This window comes from Paenibacillus sp. Leaf72, assembly GCF_001422685.1.
GTDB lineage: Bacteria > Bacillota > Bacilli > Paenibacillales > Paenibacillaceae > Pristimantibacillus.
In genome coordinates this window covers 1,591,573-1,618,129 of sequence record NZ_LMLV01000001.1, presented here as the reverse complement: position 1 = coordinate 1,618,129, position 26,557 = coordinate 1,591,573, and the positions used below count along the sequence as shown (strand labels likewise).

The 26,557-nt window shown below is 50.7% G+C and carries 25 protein-coding genes; 20 read left to right on the top strand and 5 right to left on the bottom strand.

What is annotated here, in order from left to right; translation table 11 throughout:
* The first annotated feature begins 105 nt into the window (after positions 1–105).
* Positions 106–957, top strand: a complete 852-nt coding sequence (locus ASF12_RS06925; protein ID WP_056031321.1) for a helix-turn-helix transcriptional regulator — start codon at positions 106–108, stop codon at positions 955–957.
* A 103-nt stretch (positions 958–1,060) separates the two neighbouring features.
* Here ASF12_RS06925 and ASF12_RS06920 read toward each other — a convergent pair whose 3' ends face one another.
* The 3 genes from ASF12_RS06920 to ASF12_RS06910 all read right to left on the bottom strand — a co-directional run bounded on the left by ASF12_RS06920 (position 1,061) and on the right by ASF12_RS06910 (position 2,866).
* Positions 1,061–1,345: a hypothetical protein gene (locus tag ASF12_RS06920; protein WP_056031318.1), complete on the bottom strand. Its 285-nt coding sequence runs from the start codon at positions 1,343–1,345 to the stop codon at positions 1,061–1,063.
* A gap of 189 nt (positions 1,346–1,534) precedes the next feature.
* Positions 1,535–1,801, bottom strand: a complete 267-nt coding sequence (locus tag ASF12_RS06915) for a hypothetical protein (RefSeq protein WP_056031316.1) — start codon at positions 1,799–1,801, stop codon at positions 1,535–1,537.
* A gap of 213 nt (positions 1,802–2,014) precedes the next feature.
* A complete protein-coding gene (locus tag ASF12_RS06910; RefSeq protein WP_056032954.1) occupies positions 2,015–2,866 on the bottom strand; it encodes an AraC family transcriptional regulator in 852 nt (283 codons plus the stop codon).
* Between the two features lie 166 nt (positions 2,867–3,032).
* Here ASF12_RS06910 and ASF12_RS06905 point away from each other — a divergent pair, with 166 nt between their 5' ends.
* The 3 genes from ASF12_RS06905 to ASF12_RS06895 all read left to right on the top strand — a co-directional run bounded on the left by ASF12_RS06905 (position 3,033) and on the right by ASF12_RS06895 (position 5,708).
* A complete protein-coding gene (locus ASF12_RS06905; protein ID WP_056031313.1) occupies positions 3,033–4,196 on the top strand; it encodes a Gfo/Idh/MocA family protein in 1,164 nt (387 codons plus the stop codon).
* 207 nt (positions 4,197–4,403) lie between these two features.
* The gene (locus ASF12_RS06900) at positions 4,404–4,823 is read left to right on the top strand and encodes a GNAT family N-acetyltransferase (protein WP_056031310.1); all 420 of its coding nucleotides are present in this window, start codon (positions 4,404–4,406) and stop codon (positions 4,821–4,823) included.
* 27 nt (positions 4,824–4,850) lie between these two features.
* A complete protein-coding gene (locus ASF12_RS06895; RefSeq protein ID WP_056031307.1) occupies positions 4,851–5,708 on the top strand; it encodes an aminoglycoside 6-adenylyltransferase in 858 nt (285 codons plus the stop codon).
* Positions 5,709–5,813: 105 nt separating this feature from the next.
* Here the strand turns inward: ASF12_RS06895 and ASF12_RS06890 are convergent, their stop codons facing one another.
* Positions 5,814–6,602: a hypothetical protein gene (locus ASF12_RS06890; RefSeq protein WP_056031304.1), complete on the bottom strand. Its 789-nt coding sequence runs from the start codon at positions 6,600–6,602 to the stop codon at positions 5,814–5,816.
* A 536-nt stretch (positions 6,603–7,138) separates the two neighbouring features.
* Here ASF12_RS06890 and ASF12_RS06885 point away from each other — a divergent pair.
* The 6 genes from ASF12_RS06885 (at position 7,139) to ASF12_RS06860 (ending at position 13,885) form a co-directional block, all read left to right on the top strand.
* Entirely contained in the window at positions 7,139–7,930 is a 792-nt protein-coding gene (locus tag ASF12_RS06885) for an SDR family oxidoreductase (protein WP_235533063.1), read from the top strand.
* Between the two features lie 21 nt (positions 7,931–7,951).
* On the top strand, positions 7,952–9,058 hold the full coding sequence (locus ASF12_RS06880; protein WP_056031301.1) for a DUF4303 domain-containing protein: 1,107 nt from the start codon (positions 7,952–7,954) through the stop codon (positions 9,056–9,058).
* Positions 9,059–9,198: 140 nt separating this feature from the next.
* Entirely contained in the window at positions 9,199–10,581 is a 1,383-nt protein-coding gene (locus tag ASF12_RS06875) for an AraC family transcriptional regulator (protein ID WP_056031299.1), read from the top strand.
* Positions 10,582–10,702: 121 nt separating this feature from the next.
* Positions 10,703–11,992 (top strand): ABC transporter substrate-binding protein, encoded by a 1,290-nt coding sequence (locus ASF12_RS06870; protein ID WP_056031296.1) that lies wholly within the window; start codon positions 10,703–10,705, stop codon positions 11,990–11,992.
* 93 nt (positions 11,993–12,085) lie between these two features.
* Entirely contained in the window at positions 12,086–13,042 is a 957-nt protein-coding gene (locus tag ASF12_RS06865; RefSeq protein WP_235533062.1) for a carbohydrate ABC transporter permease, read from the top strand.
* A gap of 9 nt (positions 13,043–13,051) precedes the next feature.
* A complete protein-coding gene (locus ASF12_RS06860) occupies positions 13,052–13,885 on the top strand; it encodes a carbohydrate ABC transporter permease (RefSeq protein ID WP_056031293.1) in 834 nt (277 codons plus the stop codon).
* Positions 13,886–14,204: 319 nt separating this feature from the next.
* Here the strand turns inward: ASF12_RS06860 and ASF12_RS34295 are convergent, their stop codons facing one another.
* Entirely contained in the window at positions 14,205–14,408 is a 204-nt protein-coding gene (locus tag ASF12_RS34295) for a hypothetical protein (RefSeq protein WP_155972848.1), read from the bottom strand.
* Positions 14,409–14,710: 302 nt separating this feature from the next.
* On the opposite strand from ASF12_RS34295, the gene ASF12_RS06855 reads away from it, so the two are divergent.
* The 10 genes from ASF12_RS06855 (at position 14,711) to hydA (ending at position 26,556) form a co-directional block, all read left to right on the top strand.
* A complete protein-coding gene (locus tag ASF12_RS06855; protein WP_056031290.1) occupies positions 14,711–15,523 on the top strand; it encodes an ABC transporter ATP-binding protein in 813 nt (270 codons plus the stop codon).
* Positions 15,486–16,316, top strand: a complete 831-nt coding sequence (locus tag ASF12_RS06850) for an ABC transporter permease (protein ID WP_056031288.1) — start codon at positions 15,486–15,488, stop codon at positions 16,314–16,316. The genes ASF12_RS06855 and ASF12_RS06850 overlap by 38 nt, the downstream gene beginning before the upstream one ends.
* Positions 16,313–17,170: an ABC transporter permease gene (locus ASF12_RS06845; protein WP_155972845.1), complete on the top strand. Its 858-nt coding sequence runs from the start codon at positions 16,313–16,315 to the stop codon at positions 17,168–17,170. Before ASF12_RS06850 ends, ASF12_RS06845 begins: the two co-directional genes overlap by 4 nt.
* A 159-nt stretch (positions 17,171–17,329) precedes the next feature.
* Positions 17,330–18,418 (top strand): ABC transporter substrate-binding protein, encoded by a 1,089-nt coding sequence (locus ASF12_RS06840; protein WP_081418648.1) that lies wholly within the window; start codon positions 17,330–17,332, stop codon positions 18,416–18,418.
* 205 nt (positions 18,419–18,623) lie between these two features.
* Positions 18,624–20,015 carry an aspartate aminotransferase family protein gene (locus ASF12_RS06835; protein ID WP_056032945.1) on the top strand — a complete coding sequence of 464 codons (1,392 nt, stop codon included), beginning with the start codon at positions 18,624–18,626 and terminating at the stop codon, positions 20,013–20,015.
* On the top strand, positions 19,996–21,267 hold the full coding sequence (locus ASF12_RS06830) for a M20 family metallo-hydrolase (RefSeq protein ID WP_056031279.1): 1,272 nt from the start codon (positions 19,996–19,998) through the stop codon (positions 21,265–21,267). The genes ASF12_RS06835 and ASF12_RS06830 overlap by 20 nt, the downstream gene beginning before the upstream one ends.
* A 21-nt stretch (positions 21,268–21,288) precedes the next feature.
* Positions 21,289–22,170 carry a nitrilase-related carbon-nitrogen hydrolase gene (locus tag ASF12_RS06825; RefSeq protein ID WP_056032942.1) on the top strand — a complete coding sequence of 294 codons (882 nt, stop codon included), beginning with the start codon at positions 21,289–21,291 and terminating at the stop codon, positions 22,168–22,170.
* A 90-nt stretch (positions 22,171–22,260) separates the two neighbouring features.
* Complete coding sequence (locus ASF12_RS06820; protein WP_056031275.1) at positions 22,261–23,619, top strand: NAD(P)-dependent oxidoreductase; 1,359 nt, start codon at positions 22,261–22,263, stop codon at positions 23,617–23,619.
* 168 nt (positions 23,620–23,787) lie between these two features.
* Positions 23,788–25,092 carry an NAD-dependent dihydropyrimidine dehydrogenase subunit PreA gene (preA, locus tag ASF12_RS06815; protein ID WP_056031272.1) on the top strand — a complete coding sequence of 435 codons (1,305 nt, stop codon included), beginning with the start codon at positions 23,788–23,790 and terminating at the stop codon, positions 25,090–25,092.
* A 12-nt stretch (positions 25,093–25,104) separates the two neighbouring features.
* Positions 25,105–26,556: a dihydropyrimidinase gene (hydA, locus tag ASF12_RS06810; RefSeq protein WP_056032939.1), complete on the top strand. Its 1,452-nt coding sequence runs from the start codon at positions 25,105–25,107 to the stop codon at positions 26,554–26,556.
* Position 26,557: the final 1 nt, after the last annotated feature.

The following is a 26,557-nucleotide window of genomic DNA, read 5'->3' as shown; positions in this document are numbered from 1 at the left end:
TATGAAAGTTTATGATGATATTGCGATTATAGAGGATGTGAATTAAAATTAAAATGATAATATTTTGCACCCTATTAAAACAATATTGTCATTGAGGTGTTGGATTTGCATCGTCAAAGCCATTTGCTTACCCTACCGAATATGCCTTACTTTTGTTTTCCGGAATCGGTTGGCAATTACAATGAACAGCCCGAGCATAGCGTATATCGGGAAGCGGGCGCGCTGAATAATTTTAATATCCATTATGTCGCATCGGGCAGAGGATTTGTCGAATTGGACGGTGTCGTTCACGAGCTGCGCGCGGGGGAGGCGGTACTGTATTTTCCACTGCAAAAACAGCGTTATTACAGCAGCAAGGATGAGCCATGGGATATCCGCTGGCTCCACTTTTATGGCGGCAGCGGGCTGCGCGATTATTTGATTGAGCAGGGCTTGCACAAAAGCCCTTTATGGAGACTTCGTCAGCCCGCGGTTTGGGAGAAGGCTCATGAGGAGCTGCTGGGCGAGGCGGACACATATCGTATGCTGCATCCGGCGCATCTCTCTATGCTTACTTATGCTTTGCTTACGATATTCGTCGAGCAGGCAGTGGCGCTGAAACAGGGGAAGGCGGAAACGTCCGCCGACCGAATTATGGAGCTGCTTCCGCTGATGCAGCAGGAGGCGGTAAAGCCGTTTATTTTGGATGAATGGGCGGATAGGCTCGGAGTGACGCCTTATTATTTCTGTAAGCTGTTTCGAGCGGCGACGAGGATGACGCCAATGGATTTTATTACGCGCTGTCGCCTGCAAGCAGCCAAGCAATGGCTATTGGAGCGGAAGGATGACAACATTGGGCAAATTGCCGAGGAAGCTGGCTATCCGAGCGTCAGCTATTTCAATAAGCGTTTTATGCAGCATGAAGGCATGACGCCGACTGCCTATCGCCGCCTGTACGGGATGCATGGGAAGGAATAATGGGAAAATAAAAAAGGTTGGATTCCCTCGATTAAAGGAGAATCCAACCTTTTTCCAATTGCGGACTACATGCATTCGTTAGCCGATTGTAGGGTGTGAAAATCTAGGAGGAGTGTTTTTTTAACTCAGACTTTTTGTAAACCAACTGCCGGGAGAACTCGGCTTGTTTTTTCGCGCTTTCGGCGATTTCTTCATTTAATTTATTCATACGGGTCAGCTTGCTGCTTAAATCGCTGGGCAGGCTGCTTTTTTTGCTATCCTTTTGCAATTGCTTCAGCTTCGCTTGCGCTTTAGCGGATTTATTTTTCTCCAATACGCTTTGGGCTTCTAAAGCAGCAATTTCTCTTTTGAGCCGGCTTATAATCGATGTAGTGAAACTAATGGACATTCAGGCACCTCTTCATCTTATCTTAGAGCATTCTCTCATTTTACTATAAAGTGCTTAGTAGCGCGAATGGGTAGGAATTTTCCTTTTCCTTGTATTGCGGGAAGATGAAATTTAATAGCATAAAAGACACACACCATAATCTATCAACTTCCATACAATAATATCAACTCTATCAATAAGGAGGTGATATTATTGCCTAGAAAAGGAGTCAGTCGCAGCTATAGCAGCAAAAATTATAGTAACAAAAGCCACGGAAACAAAAGCCACGGAAACAAAAGCCACGGAAACAAAAGCCACGGAAACAAAAGCCACGGAAACAAAAGCTACGGGAATAAAAGCTATGGGAATAAGAGCAAAGATGATCGAAGCTGCAACAACAAAAGCGGAGGCAGCAACAGCTGCATTCGGAACATTCTTAAGGGTATTGGTGTAGGTACTCCTAATATTCGCATTCATTTTGATGGCACCTCCCATGTAGGCGTGTTCATGGGAGTGGCCAATGGTTGTGCCATTCTTAATGTGAAGGGTGTGGTTACTTATATTAAAGTCCTTTCCATAACCGCTGTGGAAATTGGGGTTAAAGTGAGCCCCGTCCGAAACGGGAAATGGAAATGTAGAAAAGCTTAGCATTGACAGAGCAAGGCTGCCTTCTATGCGAATAGAGCGGCCTTATTTTCTGCGCTGGGTATGCAGCCGATATTGATGCGGCGTATGTCCCATCTGCTGACGAAACACCTTGCAGAAATAAGAGGGGGTGCCCATGCCGACACGGGTGGCGATTTCAGGTACGGTCAGCGTCGTTTCGATTAAATAGAGGCAGGCATGTCGGACGCGCGTCGCTTTGGTATAGTCCATAATGGTTGAGCCCGTAGCCTGCTTGAACAAATGCACGACATGATAGCGGGACAGATGCAGCGCATCGGCCATTTGCTCCAGCCGGAACGGCTCCTGATAGTGCTGTTCGATCCACTCCATCATTTCCTCTGCCCTGTGGCTCTGCCGTCTTATTTGCAAGGCAGCTTGGCTGCCGGGCTTCTGGCGAATGGCTTTTAATTGCCGCAGCAGCTCCAGCAGCAGAAAATGATCGTCCTCTTCTTCCGCGGATTCATCAGCAGCAAGCTGCTCCCGCGTTTCCTTAAATTGCTTCAAAAGCAGCGCAAGCGGTGATGACTCAGAAATGCCGTACCAGGGCTCGCCGCCGGGCCGAAGCAGCAATTCCTCGAAAAAAGCTTTCAGCAATGGGAAGGAGCTCCAGTATTTTTTGAGTGGCGACGGCTCAAACATGAGCACGGTGCGAACGAACGGCTGCTCTGCCGATACATCCATCTGTACCCGATGAAGCTGAAAGGGATGAAAAACCATTAAAGTATTTGGCTCGACCCGGTAGCGCTTGCCTTCTACAATGAGATCCCCATGTCCGGCATGGACATAGGAAAATTCCATTTGGGAATGGGCGTGAAAAACTTCCCAGAAGCTGCTGTCGGATGAGATGCGATAGTTGAATGAAAACTGTTCTTCCATTTTGTGCACGGCTGCCGAGCCTCCCTTATATTGCATGTAGCTGAAACACTTCAAAAACCGCAATATAGTTGTATTTTATCACAATTCCCAATCATAAATGAGGTTGATTTTCCTTTAAAATTAAGAGGGAAAGATTAACTCATTTGCGGACGGGGGAGTTCGTTTTATGCTGAAAGTAGCGGTTATTGGAGCAGGAGCCATTAGCTCCGCTCATTTGGAAGCGTATAGAACATTTGGCGAGCGCTGCAAGGTTGTAGCGATTTGCGATTCCTACACGGATAAGGCACAGGCGAGACTGGAGCAGTTTCAATTGGAAGGCGTTAAAATTGTAGCTGATTATAAGGAACTGCTAGGGGAGGATATCGATCTGGTATCGGTATGTACGCCGCCTTATACCCATGCGCCTATTGCGGTTGATCTTCTGAACGATGGCAAGCATGTACTCGTGGAAAAGCCGATGGCCTCTTCCTTGCAGGAATGCGACCAAATGAACGAAGCGGCCCGCCGCAGCGGGAAAATCCTGTCCATTGTGGCGCAAAATCGCTTTAAAACGCCAATGATGAAGCTGAAATCGGTGGTAGATAGCGGTCTGATGGGGCCTATCGTTCATGCTCAGGTTGATTCCTTCTGGTGGCGTGGACATTCCTATTACGATTTGTGGTGGCGAGGCACATGGGAGAAGGAAGGTGGCGGCTGTACGCTGAACCATGCGGTGCACCATATTGATGCGCTGCTGTGGATGATGGGACAGCCCAGCGAGGTACAAGCATTTATGACGAATACATCGCATGATAATGCAGAGGTCGAGGATCTGTCGATGGCAATGCTGCGCTTCCCGCAAGGGGCGCTCGGCATCGTGACTAGCTCCGTTGTGCACCATGGCGAGGAGCAGCAGCTGATTTTCCAAGGCAAGCAGGCCCGTGTGTCCGTTCCATGGAAAATGAAGGCTTCTATCTCGCGGCCGAATGGCTTCCCGATGGCTAATGAAGAGCTGGAGCAGCAGCTTCAGAAGCTGTATGAAGACCTTCCGGAGGTGGAGTATATCGGCCATCTCGGACAGATCGATAACGTGCTGACCGCGATCGAGACCGGCGCGCCCGTTCTTATTGACGGTATCAGCGGCCGCAGCACGCTTGAATTTATTACGGGTGTTTACAAGTCGGCAAGCACAGGAGAAAAGGTCGTGTTCCCGCTTGCAGAAAACGATCCCTTCTATACGCGTGAAGGCTTAATGGCGAATACGCCCCGTTTTTATGAAAAGACCGCTTCGGTGGAAAATTTTAAGGAGGCAGCCATTACGACAGGCAGCAGTCTGGAAAATAAAGCGTAACGCTCACTTTGCACACAGCCTAGCCCAAGCATGCCGATGCTTGGGCTAGGCTGCTGTTCATTTGGCTCGCGATTTTTAAAGGGGGGAAACTTAAGCTTCCCCAGTAAGCTGCGCTCTATTTCTCTATTTGTGTATAGCTTTTTCCCCGTTTGCGGTAGATAATACAAGAATAGGATGGAATTAGCTGGGAGAAAGCAGGGGTGTGCCATGGAACTTCAGATCATAAACGAATCAAATTCGGCCGATAAGAAAGCTGTGCTAAATAAGCTAATCGCCTTTAATAGGGAGCATTTTCCGAAAGAGCTAAGCGACAGATACCAAGAGATTAATCTGATTTTAAAAAAGGAGGATGGCGTCGTATACGGCGGGCTTCTGGGTGAAGTGTGCTGGAACTGGCTGGAGGTGCATATTTTGTATGTCGATGAGCCGCTGCGGAAATTAGGCTATGGGTCGAAGCTCTTGGAAGAAGCAGAGGAGCTTGCCAAAGCGAAAAAATGCGATTTCATTAAACTGGACACGTTAAGCTTTCAGGCGCTCGATTTTTACAAGAAGCATGGCTACGAGGTTTATGGCACAATAGACAACGCCGGGGGCCATCAGCATTATTATTTGAAAAAGGATCTTTAGACGCCCACAAGTGATGGAGGAGTGAAAATGGCGGATTTATACGAAATGCTGCAGCAGCGAATCGTAAGCTGGGCTGGTGAAAACGATGAAATACAGACGATATATTTGATGGGATCGCGAGCAAGAACGGATAAGCCGTTTGATGAATTTTCCGATCTGGACATCGTCATTTATTCGACCAATCCAGATTACTATTTTGAGCATAATGATTGGCTGATCCATATTGGGGAAGTTTGGACGAGCTTTATGTACCGGACGGCAGGAGGAGATCCTGAGAAATTAGTGCTATTCAATGAGGGACTGCAGGTGGATTTCTTGTTTTGTCCTATCGCTGAACTGGAACGTTTGGCTGCTGTCGGACAAGTGCCGCAGGGCTTTAAGCGTGGGGTGAAGCTGCTGCTGGACAAGACGGGCAAAGGCGACAAATTGATTCCCAAAACAGCTGTCCCTGACCTGCCGCCACCGATTACGGAAGCTGCCTTCCAGCAGGTGGTTCAGCAATATGGGTTTGCCTGCCTGTATGTGGCGAAGCAGATTTTGCGCGGTGAATTATGGGTCGCGGGCGAAAGGGATCACGATTGCAAACAGCTGCTGCTGCAAATGATGGAGTGGCATGCCAAAGCGATTCATGGACAAAACTATGATACTTGGCATGCCGGGAAATTTATTGCAGACTGGGCAGATGATGCAGTTATAGCGGACTTAAAACAATCGTTCGGAGGTTTTGATCAGCTTGCTAGCTGGAAAGCCTTGATCGTCTCTTATGAATTATTCGGCCGTCTGTCTTTAGAGACAGCGCAAGTTTATCATTATGATTACCCGCACAGCTTGTATAGCAATATCAAAACTTGGCTGCATGCGAGACAAATGGTGAAAAATAAGTAGCCTTAAGGTTTTACTGCTTCATGCTCGGAAAAGTAACGGCAGTATACAAAAGGCGCCTCCTTTCTTGTATAAAAGAAAGGAGGCGCCTTTAAGTATTCTTATGATTTAATCCAAATAATTGTAATACTCTAGAATGTCAGCAATCGTTTGTTTTTGTTCTTTCGTTAATGTATAGTCGGTTGATTTATTGGAAATGTCCTCAAACCTAACAATAACTTCTTCGGTACTTGGAATTTGGCTGTCAAGCATGTTTTGAATGGTTTTGTTAACATTAATATCAACAATTTCCGTCATACCAGCACCAAGTATATCAACATCGCTTGATTTATTCAAAGGATTAAAAGAAAGTTCTTCTAATTTATCTCCTGCACGTACTTTAATGCTAGTAAATACGAATAGAGCCTTTGAAGTATCCTCTTGGAATCCTACTCTTAACAACATATACTTTTTGGAATCTTTAACGCCGATGTAAGGGTAAAATACTAATCCTTTTGTAACACCTTCGGATGGAGAGATGAAAGTGATGTTCTCAACCTTATCTTCCTTGATTTCAAAACCGGATTCAAGCTTTGTTTTGCGTTCCTTGATTTTCGCCGCAATATCCGTTTTTAATTTAGTATACTCGTCTTTATTCTCAGCTTTAATTGCTTTTTCAATTGTAGCAGAAGCATCAAGGTAGCTGCCCTCTTCAAATTGCTTCTTAGCAGTAGCAAACAATTCTTCTGAGCCTTGTGAAGTTTTTGCTGTTGTTTCCTTAGTTGTGGACGCAGTAGTGGGTTCGCTAGAGTCGTCAGCTAAACTTCCAATAATTGCAATAATAATGCTTAGTGCTAGGAAAACGCCAAAAACGATAAGGATAATCTTCAAACAGCCTGGCTTTTTTTTCTCATTCAATGTCCAATTGATCCCCCTCAAAATCTTTTTTATTTAGTTCTATAGTATCACTTAATGATTCCATCATCAACAATTTGAGAGAATTTAAACCAAATAATTTGGCGATATCAGTCGAATGTGGATGTAATAGATTGTATTTTGCGGTGTTATAGACCCGATTATTTTCAATACTTTCTATACATATTTAAAAGGTAATGAAAGGATCACATATTTATATTCTCACGATTTTCCAAACCTTCCACGCCATGCTATGATCCGGAATAGAGATGCTTGAAAAAGGAGACTTGAACCCGCCATGTGGATAATCCTGTAGAGGTTAGCAGCAGAATAGAATGCCGATTTAGTAAGGGGCTTTAGCTTGCTATTGTATTTGGCGTTCCTTTCGCAAACCTTACAGGATAAGCAGGGCTGGGGATTTCATATACCCCTGTCAGCGGCTGCCTATAGGCAGCCGTTGTTCGTTATGGGGCAGAGCAGCATCTCGGGTGAATGCCTAATGTCTTCTTATCCTCCAATATTGAATGGGGGAATTACACATGACTTCTTTGAAAGCTTCGATGAAAAATAAAATTGCTATTGTGACCGGCGCAAGCCGCTCCACGGGCATTGGAACAGCGATCTGCCGCGCGCTCGCGGGCAGTGGCATCGATATCTTTTTTACGCATTGGCAAGCGTTTGATGAGGTGGAAGGCAATGGCCTCGAGCAAGCTTGGCCGGAGCAATTGCGCGGCGAATTGGAACGTCTAGGCGTAAGGGCGAGCCATATGGAGGCTGATTTTTCCAACCCGGATATGCCGTCTCTCATCATGGATGAGGTGGAGCGGACGCTGGGCAGCCCCTCGATTTTAATTAATAATGCGGCTTATTGTGTGCCGACAAATTTTCGGACCCTGAATCTAGCGCTGCTTGAGCAGCATCATGTGGTGAACAACCGGACAACGATGCTGCTCAGTACCGAGTTCGCGAAGCGCTTTGAGCAAAACCAGCCGATAGGGACGAACGGAAGAATTATATTTATGGTTTCCAAAGGACCGGATGCGGACAATCTCGCCTATACGGCTACGAAAGGCGCTTTAATCGCTCTCATCGAGCCGTTTGCTGTGGGGCTTGCTCCGCTGCAAATAACGGTCAATGGCTTTGATCCGGGGCCGACCGATTCGGGCTGGATGGATGATGAGCTGAAAGCCCGCCTGCTGCCGCTGTTCCCGATGGGACGTATCGGTCTGCCGGAGGATGCGGCGAAAGCGATCTGTTTGCTGGCCAGCGACAATGCGCAGTGGATTACGGGCCAGATCATTAGATCTGAAGGCGGATTTTTAGGGAAATAAAACATATAGAGGAGAAATCATATGAACATTTATTATTCGAAACTTGGAAGACAGATGGATGGAAGAACCCCTATCGATCGAGCCGGTTATTACGTGTTATATGAGGATGGAGAGGCAGGATATAGCTTATGCAAGCCAGAGCATGTTGAAACTATTACTACAGAGAAGTTTGTTCATGCTTTGGTAGAAGGGTGCAAAGTGGCGATACAGTCTTTTGCAGATAGTGATCACAATAAGGATGTATATGCTTTTAATTTATACGCTGATGAGCATAACAGCATATACATTTATATGAATACGCTAGAAAGTTTTGAGGAAACGCTGAGAAGTTATCCGAAACTTAAAAGTGCTCACGAAGTGAACAGCTTGAAATATAATCAGGGTGATTTCGAGTTTCAATATTGGCAGGAGCATATGGGGATGCATGGACTTGTTATCGATTTTTTTGAAAAGCTGGCTTATTTGACAGAAGATTTAGAGGAAGAGGAGACTCCTGCTAAAGATAGTGACCCTATTGTTGCATTTGAGACTGGAATTATGAAGGCAGGTTTTCAAGTTCTTGTGCTGAAAGCAGTCAAACGTTTAATTGAGGAAGATGCTTTTCAATCACTAAACAAGACCAAAAATTTTATTGCGTTTGCCGCTACCGGAAATGACTATTTGGATTATAGCTTAATTATGAGAAAGACGATTGATCCACAATTGTTTTATGAGATATTCCCTGATTTACAGGAGAAGGATGAGCAATTCAAGCAAACGATGCAGCAAAATCAACAACTGTCAGTCGGGAAATACTTGGACTATTGGCTGGATGCACTGGAAAGTGAATTTGCAGAGGTATCTCCATTTCAATTTGATAAAGCGGAAATCGATGTTTTCTTGCAGTTGGAGTCTTTTGGGAATGCCTTGGCAGTAGAGTGTATAGCGCGTCTGGAAAAGCTGGCGGATAAGGAGGAACTGGAACAGGAAGACAATCAGCTCATTTATTATTATGCAGAAGCCATACATTTTGCCGGAGGACTTTCACCCGAGCAGAAATTAGAATGTATACGCATCGCTGAAAGATTAGATGAAAATCAAGAGGAGACTTTCGGATTAATACAAGATTGGGCTACGCTTTTGAAGTGAATTAATGATTTGGGTTAGATTGAATCACCAAGGTATTTGAATATTTTATTGTAAGCGGCTGCTATAATGCGGCCGCTTTTATTTTTTTAAGGCGTATGCCACAATAAAATGACGATGGATATTTCTAGGAGGGACGGCGTATGGCGTTATTGTTTATTCCCGGCCGCGGGAAGGACAAATGTCTGGAGGAGTTTGCGCTGCCGGATTTTAGGTTCAGCTTCCAGCTTTATGGCACACACTGGCGCAGTGCAGAGCAGGGCTGGTCTTACCCGGAGCATGACCACCCGCTGCTGGAAATTAATCTGGTCGTTGAGGGTTTTCAGAAAATGATCATTAATGGCATTCCTTATGAGCAATTCCCTGGTGATCTGGTCATTATTCCTCCCGGCTATACGCATGAGAGCCAGACGAGTGACAAGGAGGGAGTCACCTACTTCTGCTTGCACCTGGATATAGAGGATCGCTCGCTGGCCTACTCGATTTTTCATGATCCGCAGCTGTTTTATGCGGCTGCTTCTAGGGTGGCGGAGCGGCTGCGACCGATTCTTGACCAAATAATCGAAGCCTCCCGCCATTCGGCTGCAATGAACCAACTGGAACGAATGAAGCTGCGGACTTATGTGCTGCAATTGATCATTGTGATGATTGAGCACAGGTTGGAGGGGATCGATAGCCTCAAGTCAGAGTCAGGACTAAGGGATGAGAGTCGAGGACCCTCGCTCGAAATTATTAAGCTGCGCGAGCAAAATGCGCTGGAATCGCGTGTGCAGGATTTATTTTATGAACAGCAGCCGGAGCTGCCGCTAGACCACTCGCTGTTTCCACCGCATCGCTGGATTGGATTGTTCACATTGACGAGCCCCGACCGTGAATTTTGGACGAAGCCGGACCGCTTCTGGGCGAAGAGCTTGCTGGAGGATGTTTTGGCCCATTACGGAATCGGCGTCATTATTATTGAAGCCTCGCGTATGACCGCCGTTCTATTCTCGACAGATATCGCTGTGCCCGCATTGGAGCCGTACATAGAGGAGGCCAGATTATGCCTGGAGCAAAAGCTGGCTGTACAGTTAGCAGTCGGACTTGGTGGCGTAACTGCAGATTTGGCGTCAATTCGTGCGATGTATGAGCAGAGTATGAGAACCTTTCAGGGTGGCCTGCCCGATTCAACGAACAATCGAACGATGAATGAATTTGTGCATCGCATTATTCGAAATGCGATGTCGCACATTCAATATGAATATGCCAATCGAGAGCTTTCTCTCAGCATGCTGGCTAATCGGCTTGACGTGACGCCCAATTATTTAAGCGCCCTATTTACTTCCGAGACGGGCTTGTCCTTCACGCGGCATTTGACGCAAATTCGGATGGAGCGGGCGAAGACGCTATTGCGTGAAACGAATCTGAAAATCTATCAAATTTGCCATAACACCGGCTACTCCGATCAAGCTTATTTCAGCCGCTTATTTAAATCGCTAGAAGGCGTCAGCCCGTATGATTACCGGATCCGGTCGAGTACGACCTGAAAAAATGACCCGATTGTAGAATAGTTCAAAAAATCGTAAATCCCCCTTATTCTCGGGCCTAGCCTGCAAGTGGTATAACTGACTTGTAAGGGCTTACATTATGATGCAGGGGGATATAAAGATGAGAATGAAGCAACCTTTTACCATGCTGCTGGCCGCCGGATTATTGGCAGGCTCCTTGGCTGCTTGCAGCTCCTCGAATGACCCATCTTCTAGCGGCACCTCAGAAAGCGCTAACTCGCCAATCAAGCTTACTTACTGGAATACGAACGGTCCCGGACTTGATGGACTGATTAAACAGTATCAGGAAGAAAATAAAAACATTACGCTGGATGTGCAAATTGACGAAGCCAACCATAAGCAAAATCTGTTAACCGCGCTTTCCGCGGGCAGCGGAGCGCCAGATATCGTTATTTTGACGGTTGATGATATTCCGCAGTTTAAGAAAGAGGATTATTTCTACAATCTGAAGGACTTTGGAGCGGATGAGCTGCAAAAGGATTATCTCGATTCCCGTTGGAAGCAGGGCACAAGCGCGGATGGCAGCTTTATTTTTGGCATACCGACCGATTCCGGCCCTATGGCGATGATGTATCGCATTGAAGTGTTCGAACAGGCGGGGCTGCCGACGGACCGCAATGAGGTATCCAAGCTCGCCGCTACGTGGGATGACTATTTCAAGCTGGGCGAGACGATTAAGGAGAAAACGGGCAAGCCGCTGACGACCGACGCCTTCTTTGGCGCGTTTCTGCCTAAAATCCAGCAGGGCGGGGAGTTCACCTTTTTTGACAAGGACGGCAATTTGACGATGGATACGAATCCGGCGGTGAAAGAGGCATGGGATTACTCGGCGAAGCTTGCACAGGCAGGATTGACCGCGCAGCAGCCGGATTTTTCGAATGACTGGAAGGTCGGACTGGATACGGGCGATTTTGCGACGATGTTTGCGCCTCCGTGGATGCTCGGCCTCGTGAAGCAAAATGCTCCGAATGCGAAAGGGAAATGGGATATTGCGATGATGCCCGGCGGCTCGGCGAACTGGGGCGGCTCCTTCCTGCTTATTCCTAAGCAAAGCAAGCACGCAAAGGAAGCTTATGCGTTTATTAAATGGATCTTGGCGCCGGAGCAGCAGCTTTCGGTCTATGAATCCAATGGCAATTTCCCTTCGACACCGGGTGTATACAAGGATGAAGCGTTCACCTCGAAAAAGGATGATTTTTTCAATGGCGCACCAGTAGGCGAGATTTATCCGAAAGCAGCGGAGCAGGTGACGTTAATGGATTCGATTAATAATTGGTCGACGATTACGAATGAAATTGGGCAGCAGCTTCCGAATGTGGAGAAAGGGGCTGACCCGGAGAAAACGTGGACCGAGCTAGTGAGCAAGGTGAAATCGACGTTGGCCCGTTAGGAAAACGACGGTAGAGCGCGGCCTTCCGGCTGCACTCTACCTTTGCTGTTCGAGGCTGCATGAATGAAATGCTGCTAGAGAGGAGGCTGGAAAGTGGAGAGGAAAATGGAGAGGAAAATGAGGACTGGGCATGCCGCTCGCCGGTTTAATCAACGTATCAGCGACCATATTTCCGGTTATTTGTACACGCTGCCGTTTTTTGCAATCTTCATGGTATTTGGCTTTTATCCGATGCTGTATACCATTTATATTTCCTTGTTTAAATGGGATATGCTCGGGGACCGGACGTTTGTCGGACTGCGGAATTATCGGCTGCTGTTAACGGATGACCCCTTGTTTTGGAAATCGATTGGCAACACTTTTTTAATTTGGTTTGAATCCGTGCCCTTTCAAATTTTGTTTGCGATATTGCTGGCGGTGCTGCTCAATCAGGCGTTTATTAGAGGAAAAGGCGTGTTCCGCTTTTTTATCTTTTTGCCAAATATCACCTCGCTTGTGGCGGTGAGCTTGATTTTTGCCAATGTATTTGGGGTGAAATACGGCCTGTTCAATTATTTGCTGACGCTGCTGGGCTTGGATCGATTAGATTGGGCAGGGGATTCATGGGCTACGCAGCTTGCAGTCGCTGCGCTTGTGTTTTGGCGTTATCTCGGCTTCCACATGGTCATTCAGCTGGCAGGGCTGCAAAGCATCCCAGGGGATTTGTACCAAGCCGCGACGATTGATGGGGCCAGCAAGGGGCAGCAGTTTTTCCGCATTACGATCCCAATGCTGACGCCAACGATTATGTTCTCGACGCTGATTGCTACGACGGGTGGTCTCCAGCTGTTTACGGAGCCATTCACCTTCATGTCCGATTTGTCGGGAGCCGTCGCGGCCGTTAATGGCGGCACAAACAATCAGGTGCTAACCGTTGTCATGTATTTATACAAAACAGCTTTCACCGACCATGCTTTTGGCTATTCTTCAGCGATTGCCAATTTGCTGCTGATCATCATTGTTATATTTGCTCTATTTAATTCGCTGCTAGTCGGAAAGCTAAGGAGGTAGGAGGCGGCCATGCGAAATCGGACGGGGCGTTCCATCGTTTATGTATTGCTGCTGCTGTTTGTCGGCTTTTCGATCTTTCCCTTTTATTGGATGAGCGTTATTTCTACCCGTACGGCTGGCGAAATTTCGGCGATACCGCCGAAGGTATTTTATGGAAGCCGCCTGGCGGAAAACTTTGATAAGATTTTCAATAATGAAAATGTCGATTTTTTGCGTACGATGGGCAATACGGCCATTATTGCAGTCAGCATCACCGTGTCCATGCTGCTGCTCAGCTCGCTGGCAGGCTTCGCTTTTGCCCGGCTGAATTTTACGGGAAAGGGCTTTATGCTGCTGTTCGTACTCGGGACGCTGATGATTCCGGCGCAGCTCGGCATTATCCCGCAATATTTGATTATTACGAAGCTGCAATGGCTGAATGATTATCGCGCGGTCATTGTGCCGGGCATGGTAAGTGCCTTTGGGGTGTTTTTCATGCGGCAGTATATCGAAGCCTCCGTTCCGAACGAGCTGGTGGAGGCGGGGCGAATCGATGGCTGCCGAAACCTGCAGCTGTATGCCTTAATAGCTGTTCCGGCAATTGCTCCCGCTTATGCGACGCTTGGCATTTTGACCTTTATGGGGGCGTGGAATGACTATTTATGGCCATCGATTGTGATGAAATCGAATGAGATGCTGACGGTGCAGGTAGCGCTGCTGCGCTTGGATACGTCGTCCTATTTTCAGGATAAGTCGCTTGTTATGGCGGCTTCAGTTATGGCTACGCTGCCGTTGTTTCTAATCTTCCTGTTTTTCAACCGCCAATTTATAGCCGGTGTGACCGATGGAGCCGTAAAGGGCTGACATTTACCGCCCGCCGGCCGCATCCTAGGTAACGCAGAACGAGGCTGATTCTCCGGCCTTCGTTGGCAGGCGTGGGATAGCTAGGCGGTTTGGGGATATTAGTTCATAGCATAGCTTTCATTTCGAAAAAAAAGCCACGCTACCGGCATGGGCTCCTGCTCATGGTGGTGGCGCGGTTTTTGTTGTGTAGGCGTGTAGCTGCTGAGAACAGTATTGCTGAGACTGGGCAGCTAGGGACGCTCCCTCCTTTTTGGCGGACTGAGGTTCCGCTATTTGGGCATTTAAGCCGATTTCGGGTCGCAAGCGGACAGGAAAACCGTTATTGTCCTTCTAACCCCGTCAAAATGGCGATTAGCAGCGCAATAGCTGCTCCTGAGTCCGCCACTTGCGCCATAACCCGCGATTCTGTTGAAATAGCGGTTGCTGTGTCCGCCACTTGTGGAATAACCCGCGATTCTGTTGAAAGAACGGCTGCTGTGCCCTCCGCTCCGTAACTATCTTTGTATCCTTGTGCACAAAGCAATCCCCTGGATCGAAAAGCATGAGGTTGACTTTGGGGATGCAAATTTAGTGACGAGCAGGACAAAAGTAGAAGCTATATCTCATAAATAGCTGATAGCCTTAACTATTAACGGTATCAAATAGGTAAGGTAATAAAACATAAATCCCAACAGCAGCGCGCGGAAATCAGCTATTTATGCAAGAATTGGACATCATGTACAATGGATTATTATGATTATGTAACACTCTGTCTAATGTAATTAAAACTGAGTGTTATATAATATTACACAAAGATAGCGTTGATTGAAGAGAAGGAGGGATGGCATGGACGCTCCGAAGGAAAATCAACCAGTGGAAATTCGCATCGACGATATATCCATGTATTTTGGCAGCGGTGACCGCAAGGTGGCTGCGCTGCAAAATGTAAGCTTTGACGTCCGCCAGGGCGAATTCGTCTCGCTCCTCGGCCCATCCGGCTGCGGGAAATCGACGCTTCTGCGTTTAATGGCCGATTTGCTGGAGCCTACCTCGGGCCAAATTACGATTGGCAGCCAGCATCCCCGCGAGGCGCGCCTGCGCCGCAAATTCGGCATTGTTTTTCAAAGTGCTACGCTGTTTGAATGGCGCACGGTCAAGGACAATATTGAGCTGCCAATGGAAATAATGGGACTTAAAAAGTCTGAATATTCTGAAATAATAACGCATTTACTAGAGCTTGTCGGCCTTTCCAAATTTCAAAACCACTATCCGTGGCAGCTTAGCGGAGGCATGCAGCAGCGGGTCGCGATTGCCCGGGCCTTGTCGCTTGATCCGCCTTTGCTGCTGATGGATGAGCCCTTCTCTGCACTTGATGAATTTACGAAGGAGCGGCTGCAGCTTGATTTGCTTGATATTAAAAAACAAACGAATAAAACGATCGTTTTTGTTACCCACAGCATTCCTGAAGCGGTGTATTTATCCGATCGGATCGTCATTTTATCGGCCCATCCGGGTCGTGTTCATTCCATAATCAAGGTTGAGCGGGAGGAAGGAAGCTTCGCGCATACTCGCAGATCGGATAAGTTTCATGCGATGACCGATTTGGTGCGGAGCTGCTTCCATGAGGAGAGTGATTCGCTTGACGAGCAAATCGTATAGGCGATGGGGAATCAGTTGGCATGTAGTTCTGTGGACAGTATGCGTGCTGTTGCTATGGGAAGCATTTGCTTGGCTTATAGCCGATGTATGGCAGCTGCTGGCTCCAGCTTCAAAGCTGCCTTATGTGCACCTAGTACTGAATGCAGCTGTGCAGTATTGGCCTGTTTTAGCCGAGCAGGGTGCCATTACATTCGGCAATTCGCTTCTAGGTTTCACCATTGGCTCTGCGGTCGGCTTCCTTCTCGCGGTGCTGATGAGCTTATCCCGCACGCTTGAGCATACGCTGTCGCCGTATATGATCGCCTCGCAAATGGTGCCTATTATCGGGCTTGCGCCAATCATTTACGGCATCGTTCATGATCCAGCGTTGTCGCGAACGCTGATGTCGGGCTACGTTACCTTTTTCCCGGTTGCCCTGTATACGCTGCGCGGCTTGCAGAGCATTAAGCCGGAGCAAGAGGAACTCATGCGCTCTTACGCAGCCTCAACATGGACGCTTTACATGAAGCTGAAGCTCCAAGCCTCGCTGCCCGGCCTGTTTGCCGGACTTAAGCTGTCTGCGCCGCTTTCTATAACCGCATCAATCATTGTGGAGCTGATGGGAGCGCCGAACGGCATCGGCGTGCTGATGATTAGCTCGCTCTATTATGGGAACGCTCAAGTATACATGTTCTGGGCTGCGGTGTTAATGAGCATGGCTATTGGCCTGCTGCTGCTCGCGGCTATTAGTATAGCGGAGCGTCTTATTACGCCATGGCAGCCAGAGTTCCGCTCGCAAGGGAGGGACGAATGATGAAGGAGATGGCTGCTGTGCCTGCTAATCAATCTGCGGTACTGTCGCGGGAAAACACTGTCAGACGAGTGAAGAAGGGGCGAAGGCGAAGAGGAAGCAAGGCATGGCTGCTGCCGCTGGTGTTCGGGCTGCTTTTTCTGATGGCTTGGCAAACGGGCCTATTCCATAAGCTGTTTCAGCTGGAGTTATATCAGCTGCCGCTGCCGTCGGCGATTGCCTCGTCCATTCAAGAAAATGCCGAGATGCTGTGGCGCTATTCGCTGTTTACCGGCATGGAAATCATCATGGGCTGCTTAGTAGGCTCGCTGCTGGGGCTAATCGCCGCTTCCGCTGCGTCTTTTGCTCCGAAAGCTCTAAATGGCGGCATCGCTGTGCTTGCGGCACTGAATGCCGTCCCGATTATTGCCCTTGCTCCCGTAATGAACAACTGGTTTGGCAGCGGAGCAGCTTCCAAAATAGCTATCGTCTCCGTTATGACCATGAGCACGATGGCGGTCGGCGCCTACAAGGGCTTGCGTTCCATTGATCCCATGTATGTGGAGCTGATGCATGTGTATGCAGCAAGCCGCCGCTCCGTATTTATAAAGCTTCGTTTTAAAAATGGTCTGCCGCATTTTTTTACCGCACTGAAAATCAATATGTCGACGAGCATCATCGGCGCCATTGTCGGCGAGTTTTTTATATCGTCACGGGGGCTGGGCTTTCTGCTTTCCGATCAAATCAAGCTCGGCAATATGCCGCTTGCCTGGTCCTGCATAACGATTGCCGCTGCGCTCGGCATTGTGCTTTTTTACCTTGTACAGCTTGCAGAGCAGCTTTCTATTCCTTGGCATGTTGCGCAGCGCAATCGGTAGCTCGCTTCATACGGAGCCTCTTAGATTCGCCTGCTTAAGCGCGGGCCTGCCGACCTCGCCCCGCCACAGCAGTCTCAGTCTAAGTCTCAGTCGCAGTTTCAGCAGCTAGGGAAGACCCATATAAATAGATGCGATTCGATAGGGAGAGGAATGGTCTTCATGATCAAGAGAAACCGAAGAACAAGCTTGGCAATGATGGCAATGGCATGGCTTTTGCTGCTGGCAGCTTGCGGCGGCGGAGGCAGTGAGCCAGCAAGCACACAGATGCCTACTGGATCGGAAGGGGCGGCAGTGGAGGAGACGGCAGCGGCTGAGGCGCCGCTTACGAAGGTGAAAATTCAGCTGAAATGGGTGCCGCAGGCGCAATTCGCCGGTATTTTTGTCGCTAAGGAAAAAGGCTTCTATGAGCAGGAGGGGCTCGATGTCGAGATTATTCCCGGCGGCCCAGATGTCGTCATTGAGCAGCAGGTCGTTAATGGGGCGGCGGATATTGGGGTGACGAGCTTTGACAGTCTTTTGGTCAACCGGGCTAATGGCTTGCCGCTCGTATCGGTCGCCCAGCTTATTCAGAAAAGCTCCTACCGCTTCGTCGCCGACAAAGCATCTGGCATCGACGAGCCGGCGAAGATGAAAGGCAAGAAGGTCGGCATGTGGACGGGCAGCCAGCAGTTTCAAGTGCTCGCCTTCATGGAGAAAAATGGCCTTGATCCGAAAAAGGACGTGGAGCTTGTGAAGCAGGGCTTCACGATGGATCAATTTTTCAATAAGCAGCTTGATGTGGCTGTTTCGACGATTTACAACGAATACCATGTTGTGCTTGAAAGCGGCGTGAAGGAAGACGATCTGTACGTCTACGATTTTGAGGATGCGGGCGTCGGCATGCTGGAGGATACGCTGGTCGTGAAGGAGGAGTGGCTGAAAAAGAACCGGGAAACCGCCGTTAAAGCGATTCGCGCGACGATGAAGGGCTGGAACTACGCCATTGCCAATCAGCCGGAATCGGTTGACATCATTATGAAAGCCGTAACTGAAGGCAGCACGACGAAGGAGCATCAGACGACGATGTTGATGGAAATGGCCAAGCTGGTCAAGCCGGAAGGCTTTACGGAGGCGCAGGTGGGCTCGTTCGTAGACGAGGCTGTGCAGCGGACGGTCGATATTTCGCTGAAATATGGGCTGATCAAGAAGGAGCCGGATTTGGCGGTGGCAGTCGACAAGACGATTTTGGCGGATGCGGCGAAGCCGTAAGCCCGAAGCGAAGCGGGATTTTGAGACTGCGAGAAGGCGAGCCTTATTGGAATTAAAGAATCTCTCGGGCTCGTGCATAAATGGCTGTTGCAGGGCATAGACAACATAAACGGCAGATCGAGCACATAGACGGCAATCGGCGGGAAGGATGAAGAAGCTGATGGATATCCACGAAGCAATGGATGATGAAGCTAAGCATGCAGCCATGCAAGCAAGTGAGCTAAAGGAAGCGCTGCTGGAAAAGGATCGGGCGTACCTATGGCATCATATTACACCTCATAATGATCATCCGATGATTGTCGCGTCAGGGGAAGGAAGCTGGATTACGGATGTGGACGGCAATCGCTATTTGGATGGCATGTCAGGGCTATGGTGCGTCAATGTGGGGCACGGGCGGAAGGAAATTGCCGAGGCGGCTGCCGCGCAAATGACGACACTGGCCTATTCGCCGCTCATTCAATCCCATGTCCCGGGCATCGAGCTGGCGGCGAAGCTGGGTGATTGGCTGGAGGGGGAATATCGGATATTCTTCTCTAACTCCGGCTCTGATGCGAACGAGGTTGCGTTCAAAATTGCCCGCCAAGCATTTCATCAACGCGGAAAAGCGACCAAGCACAAGTTCATTTCGCGCCATCGGGCTTATCACGGCAACTCGATGGGAGCGCTAGGCGCAACGGGGCAGGCGCAGCGCAAGCTAAAATACGAGCCGCTTGGCGTGGGCTTCTCCCACGTGCCGCCGCCCTATTGCTACCGCTGCCCATTCGGCCAGACGAGCGGTGCCTGCGAGCTGCAATGCGCCCAGGCCTATGAGGACGCGATCATCTGGGAAGGGCCAGACTCCGTCGCTGGCATTATCGTCGAGCCCGTCATTACCGGGGGCGGCATGCTCGTGCCGCCGGACAGCTATTTGCCAAAGCTGCGAGCCATTTGCGATAAATATGACGTCCTGCTGATTGTTGACGAGGTCATCTGCGGCTTCGGACGTTCGGGGCGAAAATTCGGGCACCACAATTATGGCGTTAAGCCGGACATCGTCACGATGGCGAAGGGGCTGACGAGCGCCTACTCGCCTTTATCCGCAACGGCTGTATCCGCCGAGCTGTATGAAAGCTTCAAGGAAGCAGGGCCGGACAGCCACTTCCGCCATATCAATACGTTTGGCGGCAATCCGGTTTCCTGTGCCGTTGCACTGAAAAACCTTGAAATTATTGAGCGCGAAGGGTTAGTTGAGCGCTCTGCTCTCATTGGCAGGCGGATGCGCAGCCGCATGAAGCCGCTGCTCCGGCATCCGAATGTCGGAGAAATTCGGAGCTTCGGCTCCGCCGTCGGCATCGAGCTGGTCGAGGACAAGGAGACGAAGACGCCTGCCGCTGCTGCATTTGTCGCTGGTGTAATCGCGGCTTGCAAGGCACGAGGCTTGCTCATTGGCAAAAACGGGGATACCGTGCCGGGCTTTATGAATATTTTGACGCTCAGTCCGCCGCTTTCTTCGACGGATGAAGATATCGCTTTTATCATCGAAACGCTGCTGGCGGTGTTCGGGGCCGCTGGCGGAGCATCGGAGGAGGGGATGCGGCATGAAGCCGCTTCAGGCTAAGGAGAACAAGCATCACATTCAGGCGGAGCGGCTTCAGCAGCGGATTATGGCGCTGGCTGCGATCGGCAAGATTGGTGAAACAGGCGTATGCCGCCTCGCCTTATCCCCGGAGGACCGCGCAGGAGTGGAGCTCGTAAAGGGCTGGATGGAGGAAGCAGGCATGACGGCGCGAATCGATCCCTTCGGCAATTTAATCGGCGTGTATAAGGGACGGGATGAGCAGGCGCCTGTGCTTATGCTGGGCTCACATATTGATTCGCAGCCTTATGGTGGCCGATTCGACGGCGTCATTGGCGTCCTCGGCGCAATTGAAGCAGTGCAGACGATGGCGGAGCGCGGCATTAGGCCGGAGATGAATGTAGAGGTAGTCGCCTTTTGCGATGAAGAGGGCTGCCGCTTCAATATAGGGCTGTTCGGCGCAAGGGGAATGACCGGGAAGCTGGAGGAGGGGGAGCTGGCGCGAGCCGATAAAAACGGCATAACCCGCAGGGAAGCGCTGCTGCAATTCGGCTGTGATCCAGCACAATATGACAGCTATTCTTTTGAGGCGGGATCAATCCGAGCCTTTCTGGAGCTTCATATCGAGCAGGGCCCCATACTGGAAGCGAAAAATGAACCAATCGGCATCGTCAGCGGCATTTCCGGTCCCGTCTGGTGGACGGTCGAATTGACCGGCTTTGCCGGGCATGCCGGCTCTGTGCCGATGGCGATGCGCCGGGATGCGATGGTCGGCTGCGCTAAGGTTATTGTCGCGCTGGATGAGCTGGCCCGGCGCGTGCCAGGTGCGCCGACGGTCGGCACCGTCGGATCGGTCGCTGTTTTCCCGGATTCGCGCAACATTATACCGGAGAAGGTCAGCTTTACCGTTGATTTCCGAGACATTGAGCTGGAACGGAGAAACGGGCTGGAGCGGGAGCTGCGAGCGGTGATCGAGCAGGTCAGCGTGGAGCATGGCCTCGCGTATGCGATACGCGAGGATACGAACAGCGAGCCGAGATATTGCGCGGACTGGCTGAAGACGATTTTGCACCGCGAGGCTGCGGGCATGGGACTTGCGCCGCCAGAGCTGATGAGCGGACCGTTTCATGATTCGCTCACGATGTCTTACGTGTGCGATTACAGCATGATTTTTGTCCGCTGCAAGGAGGGCATTAGCCATAATCCGCGGGAATATGCCGCGCCGGAGGATATTGCGCTTGGAGCTGAGCTGCTGTACCGCGCGGCTGTGAACATTGCTAAGGGGAAGGAGTGAGGTGGTTTGAGCGAAAACGGGATGAGCAAGGTGTCGATTGCTTTAATTCAAGCGGCGAACGAACTGCATGGCGGCGAGTCTGTCGAGGCGCATAAGGCGGCTGCAATAGAGAAGCATATCCGCATGATAAGGGAAGCTGCGGCTCAAGGTGCGCAAATCGTATCGCTTCAGGAAATTTTTTATGGCCCTTATTTTTGCGCGGAGCAGCAGACGAAATGGTATGCAGCTGCGGAAGAAATTCCGAATGGGCCAACGACGCGGCTTTTTCAGGAGCTGGCGAAGGAATGCGGCATCGTCATCATTTTGCCGATTTACGAGCGGGAGGGCATCGCCACTTATTACAACACTGCTGCCGTTATTGATGCGGATGGCGCTTATGTTGGCAAATACCGCAAGCATCATATTCCTCATGTCGCTGTGGGCGGCGGCGGGGGCGGCTTTTGGGAGAAGTTTTATTTTAAACCGGGCAATCTCGGTTATCCCGTCTTTGATACGGCGTACGCCAAGGTTGGCGTGTATATATGCTATGACCGCCATTTCCCGGAAGGGGCGCGGGCACTGGGGTTGAATGGAGCGGAAATCGTGTTTAATCCATCGGCGACGGTTGCGGGAACCTCGGAGTATTTGTGGAAGCTGGAGCAGCCCGCCCATGCGGTGGCGAATGGCTATTATGTTGCGGCGATCAACCGTGTGGGTGTAGAGGAGCCTTGGAATATGGGCGAGTTTTATGGGCAATCGTATTTGGTCAATCCGCGTGGGGCGATTACGGCAATCGGGAGCCGGGATAAGGAGGAAATCGTCATGGGCGTGCTGGATAAGGAGCTGATTCGTGAAGTCCGCGAGGTATGGCAGTTTTACCGTGACCGCCGCCCGGAGACGTATGACAATCTCGTCAGCTTGTGATTGTAAACGGACAAACGGATAAGCGGATAAGCGGATAGTGGATCATTTTCATCATAAATAGGCGGTTTAAAAATAGGAGGGGAAGCAGCTATGGGCATCGCCTTTATATCGGAGCAATCGCTCCGGCGCAATTTCGCCGAGGTGAAGGCAGGCATGAAGCCGAAGGAAGCGATCGATGAATCGAATCGCTGTTTGTATTGCTATGATGCACCGTGCATTACGGCCTGTCCAACAGGTATCAATATCCCTTCTTTTATTAAAAAGATCGCTTCTGGCAATTTGAAGGGCTCCGCCAGAGCGATTATGGATGCCAATCCGGTCGGCGCGACCTGCTCGCGCGTATGTCCAACCGAGGAGCTGTGCGAGGGCGCATGCGTGCTGAATCATTCCTCCACGCCGATTCGCATTGGCGATTTGCAGCGTTATGCTACAGATTGGGCGATTCATAATGAGCAGCAGCTGTTCACGGCCGGCAAGAGCAACGGCAAGCGCATCGCGATTATCGGCGGCGGCCCAGCCGGGCTGTCGGCAGCGCGGGAGCTGGCGCGGTTCGGCTTTGCCGTTACCGTATTTGAGGCGAAGGAGCAAGCGGGCGGTCTAGATACGTATGGCATCGTCTCCTTCCGGCTGCCGCAGGAGGTTTCGCTCTGGGAGGTTGAGCAAGTGCGGCAGCTAGGCGTAGACATTCGGACGAATACAAAGGTTGGCGTAGATGTGGGCTTGGAGCAGCTGCGCCGTGAATTTGATGCCATCGTGCTGGCCATTGGCATGTCGAAGGTACCTTCGCTTGGCATTGAAGGCGAAACGCTGGACGGCGTATTTGACGCCATTGATTTTGTGGAGTCGACGAAAACGGCTGTGCGCACCGACATAGCGGGCAAACGTGTCGCCGTTATCGGCGCAGGCAACACGGCCATTGATGCGGCGACCTGCTCGGTACGACTTGGCGCCATGAATGTGAAAATCGTCTACCGCCGCAGCGCCGCCGAAATGACGGCCTATGCGTTCGAATATGACTTCGCCAAGCAGGATGGCGTTGAATTTCAATGGCTGACAGCACCGGCTCGCATTATCGGGAATGCCAAGGGGCAAGTGACGGCACTCGAATGCCTCATGATGGAGCTGGAGGAAACGGAAGAAGGGCGGGCGCGTCCCGTACCGATTCCCGGCTCGACGTTCAGGCTGGAAGTGGATGCTGTTGTTTTAGCAATTGGACAAACGCGCCATCTGCCATTGATCGAGCAGCTAGGCATCGCGCATACACGCGGCATTGTAACGGTAGACGAGAGCAGCTATCAAACGTCCGATCCGCAAATTTTTGCCGCTGGGGACGTTATTTTCGGTGAAGGCCAAGGAGAAGCGATGGTCGTCTCGGCCGCCCAGCAGGGCAAGAAGGCAGCTTATGCTATTTATAAGCAGTTAATCAAGCTGCAGGAGGAGCCGGCATAAGGAAAGCAGCGTCAAAATTGGCCGGGTCGGCTCCGCATGCGGTGAAATCCAGTATGTGACTGTTGCATGGGAACGACAAGGCAGCAGGCTCATCAATCAATGCCAAGCTGCTATAAACGCAGCTGTACAAATTCGCATCTTATCGAAGGCATAAGGAGGGAAACGACAATGGCTGATTTACGCATTAATCTAGCGGGTATTGCCTCTCCAAATCCTTTCTGGCTGGCATCTGCGCCGCCTACCAATACGGGCTACCAGGTGCAGCGCGCATTCGAGGCAGGCTGGGGCGGCGCAGTGTGGAAGACGCTGGGCGATCCCATTATCAATACGTCCTCGCGCTTTGCCGCCGTACATTTCAACGGGCAGCGGGTTGCGGGCTTCAACAATATTGAGCTGATTACGGATCGTCCGCTGGAGGTCAACTTAAAGGAAATCTATGAGACAAAAAAGAGATTCCCGAATCATGCTGTCATTGCTTCGCTGATGGTCGAGCCAAGCCGCGAGAAATGGCATGAAATCGTCAAAAAGGTCGAGGCGGTCGGCGTAGATGGCCTTGAGCTGAACTTTGGCTGTCCGCATGGCATGGCGGAGCGCGGCATGGGGGCTGCTTCCGGGCAGCAGCCGGATCTGGTCGAAGCGCAGACGATGTGGGCGAAGGAGGCGGCGCAGACACCGGTTATCGTCAAGCTGACGCCCAATATTACCGATATTACGGCGACGGCAAAGGCGGCGACGCGGGGCGGCGCGGATGCCATTTCCTTAATTAACACGATTAATTCGCTCGCTGGCGTCGATCTGGATTCTTGGCTGACGATTCCGCATGTGGGCGGGAAGGGGGCGCATGGCGGTTATTGCGGCCCGGCAGTGAAGCCAATTGCGCTGAACATGGTCGCGGAATGCGCTCGTAATCCGCAGGTGAACATTCCGATTTCGGGAATCGGCGGCATCTCGAATTGGCGCGATGCGGTTGAATTTATGCTTATGGGCGCAACGGGCGTTCAAGTGTGTACGGCAGCGATGCATCATGGCTTCAGCATTGTCGAGGACATGATCGACGGCTTGAACAATTACTTGGATGACAAGGGATTATCGTCGGCGATGGAGCTGATCGGCAAATCGGTGTCCCGCTATTCGGACTGGGGCGATCTCGATTTGAATTATCAAGTCGTTGCCCGCATTCATGAGGAAGAATGTATCGTATGCAACAAATGCCATATCGCCTGCGAGGATACCTCGCATCAATGCATCGAGCGGCATACGGACGAAGGCGGGCGTGCTTTCTTGAAGGTGAGGGAAGAGGATTGCGTCGGCTGCAATTTATGCTCCATCGTTTGCCCAGTGGAAGGAGCAATCTCAATGGTCGAGGTGCCGTCTTCCGAGCTGCCGATGTCATGGAATGAGCGCCAGCAAGCGATCGCGGGCATGGGCGGCAGCGAAGGGAATGCCAAATCAAGTGCGAGAGAGGCGGTGTAGCAGATGGAGAAGATGGCGAAACTCATTCGAAATGGAACGATTGTAACGGCTGCGGACACGTATCAGGCGGATGTGCTGATTGAGGGGGGCATCATCCAGGCTATCGGGACGGGGCTGGAAGCTGCTGGTGCGGCTATCGGCGCGGAAATCATCGATGTGTCTGGAAAATATTTGTTTCCCGGAGGCATTGATCCGCATACGCATCTGGATATGCCTTTCGGCGGTACGGTGACGGCGGATAATTTTGAGACGGGGACGATTGCTGCTGCGTTTGGCGGAACGACGACGATTATTGATTTTTGCCTGACGGATAAAGGCAAGCCGCTGGCGGATTCAATTCAGAAGTGGCACGCGAAATCGGCTGGAAAGTCGGCCATCGACTACGGCTTCCATCTGATGATTGGCGAAATTAACGATGCGGTGCTGGCCGAGCTGCCGGATATTGTCCACACGGAGGGCATTACGTCGTTCAAGGTGTTTATGGCTTACAAAAATGTTTTCCAAGCCGACGACGGCACCCTCTACCGAACGATGCTGACGGCAAGCGAGCTGGGAGCGATGGTTATGGTCCATGCCGAGAACGGCGATGTCATCGACTATCTCGTTGCCAAGGCATTGGCGGAAGGGCATACGGAGCCGATCTATCATGCGCTGACCCGACCATCCATGCTGGAGGGAGAGGCGACAGGAAGAGCGGCAAAGCTTGCAGGATTGACGGGAGCGAGGCTGTACGTCGTGCATGTCACCTGCGAGGAGGCGGTAAAAGCGATTGCTGAGGCGAGGGAGCAGGGCTTCGACGTCTGGGGTGAAACCTGTCCGCAATATTTGCTGCTCGACCAATCGTATTTGGAGCTGCCGGATTTTGAGGGAGCCAAGTACGTATGGTCGCCCCCGCTGCGCGAGACCCGGCATCAGGACGTCTTGTGGAATGCGCTGCGCACAGGAGGGCTGCAAACGATCGGCTCGGACCAATGCTCCTTTAATTTCAGCGGGCAAAAAGAGCTTGGACGCGAAGATTTCAGCAAAATTCCGAATGGCGGGCCGGTCATCGAAGACCGCTTCTCCCTGCTTTATTCCGAAGGCGTAGCGAAAGGGCGATTGACGCTGAACCAGTTTGTCGATCTCGTCTCGACACGCAGCGCGAAGCTGTTCGGGCTGTTTCCACGCAAGGGCACGATTGCGGTAGGCAGCGATGCCGACATCGTGATTTTCGACCCGACGATCCAGAGGGTTATCTCGGAAGCAGCGCATCATATGAATGTGGACTATAACCCGTTTGAAGGGATAGCTGTAACGGGAGCCCCAGTCAGCGTGCTGTCTCGCGGCGAGTTTGTCATTCGCGATCTAGCCTTCGTCGGACGGGCAGGCGCCGGACAATATGTGAAGCGCGCGCCCTACAAACAGCCCGTGCAGGGGGAGCTGCCTGCTGCTTCTTATAAAGCGGTCGGCATAAGCAGCAAATAGA

Coding starts and splice junctions, on each gene's coding strand:
- ASF12_RS06920 (WP_056031318.1), bottom strand. CDS start 1,345: ATGTCCATTAGTTTCACTACATCGATTATAAGCCGGCTCAAAAGAGAA.
- ASF12_RS06915 (WP_056031316.1), bottom strand. CDS start 1,801: ATGAATGCGAATATTAGGAGTACCTACACCAATACCCTTAAGAATGTT.
- ASF12_RS06910 (WP_056032954.1), bottom strand. CDS start 2,866: ATGGAAGAACAGTTTTCATTCAACTATCGCATCTCATCCGACAGCAGC.
- ASF12_RS06905 (WP_056031313.1), top strand. CDS start 3,033: ATGCTGAAAGTAGCGGTTATTGGAGCAGGAGCCATTAGCTCCGCTCAT.
- ASF12_RS06900 (WP_056031310.1), top strand. CDS start 4,404: ATGGAACTTCAGATCATAAACGAATCAAATTCGGCCGATAAGAAAGCT.
- ASF12_RS06895 (WP_056031307.1), top strand. CDS start 4,851: ATGGCGGATTTATACGAAATGCTGCAGCAGCGAATCGTAAGCTGGGCT.
- ASF12_RS06885 (WP_235533063.1), top strand. CDS start 7,139: ATGACTTCTTTGAAAGCTTCGATGAAAAATAAAATTGCTATTGTGACC.
- ASF12_RS06880 (WP_056031301.1), top strand. CDS start 7,952: ATGAACATTTATTATTCGAAACTTGGAAGACAGATGGATGGAAGAACC.
- ASF12_RS06875 (WP_056031299.1), top strand. CDS start 9,199: ATGGCGTTATTGTTTATTCCCGGCCGCGGGAAGGACAAATGTCTGGAG.
- ASF12_RS06870 (WP_056031296.1), top strand. CDS start 10,703: ATGAGAATGAAGCAACCTTTTACCATGCTGCTGGCCGCCGGATTATTG.
- ASF12_RS06860 (WP_056031293.1), top strand. CDS start 13,052: ATGCGAAATCGGACGGGGCGTTCCATCGTTTATGTATTGCTGCTGCTG.
- ASF12_RS06855 (WP_056031290.1), top strand. CDS start 14,711: ATGGACGCTCCGAAGGAAAATCAACCAGTGGAAATTCGCATCGACGAT.
- ASF12_RS06850 (WP_056031288.1), top strand. CDS start 15,486: ATGAGGAGAGTGATTCGCTTGACGAGCAAATCGTATAGGCGATGGGGA.
- ASF12_RS06845 (WP_155972845.1), top strand. CDS start 16,313: ATGATGAAGGAGATGGCTGCTGTGCCTGCTAATCAATCTGCGGTACTG.
- ASF12_RS06840 (WP_081418648.1), top strand. CDS start 17,330: ATGATCAAGAGAAACCGAAGAACAAGCTTGGCAATGATGGCAATGGCA.
- ASF12_RS06835 (WP_056032945.1), top strand. CDS start 18,624: ATGCAAGCAAGTGAGCTAAAGGAAGCGCTGCTGGAAAAGGATCGGGCG.
- ASF12_RS06830 (WP_056031279.1), top strand. CDS start 19,996: ATGAAGCCGCTTCAGGCTAAGGAGAACAAGCATCACATTCAGGCGGAG.
- ASF12_RS06825 (WP_056032942.1), top strand. CDS start 21,289: ATGAGCAAGGTGTCGATTGCTTTAATTCAAGCGGCGAACGAACTGCAT.
- ASF12_RS06820 (WP_056031275.1), top strand. CDS start 22,261: ATGGGCATCGCCTTTATATCGGAGCAATCGCTCCGGCGCAATTTCGCC.
- preA (WP_056031272.1), top strand. CDS start 23,788: ATGGCTGATTTACGCATTAATCTAGCGGGTATTGCCTCTCCAAATCCT.
- hydA (WP_056032939.1), top strand. CDS start 25,105: ATGGCGAAACTCATTCGAAATGGAACGATTGTAACGGCTGCGGACACG.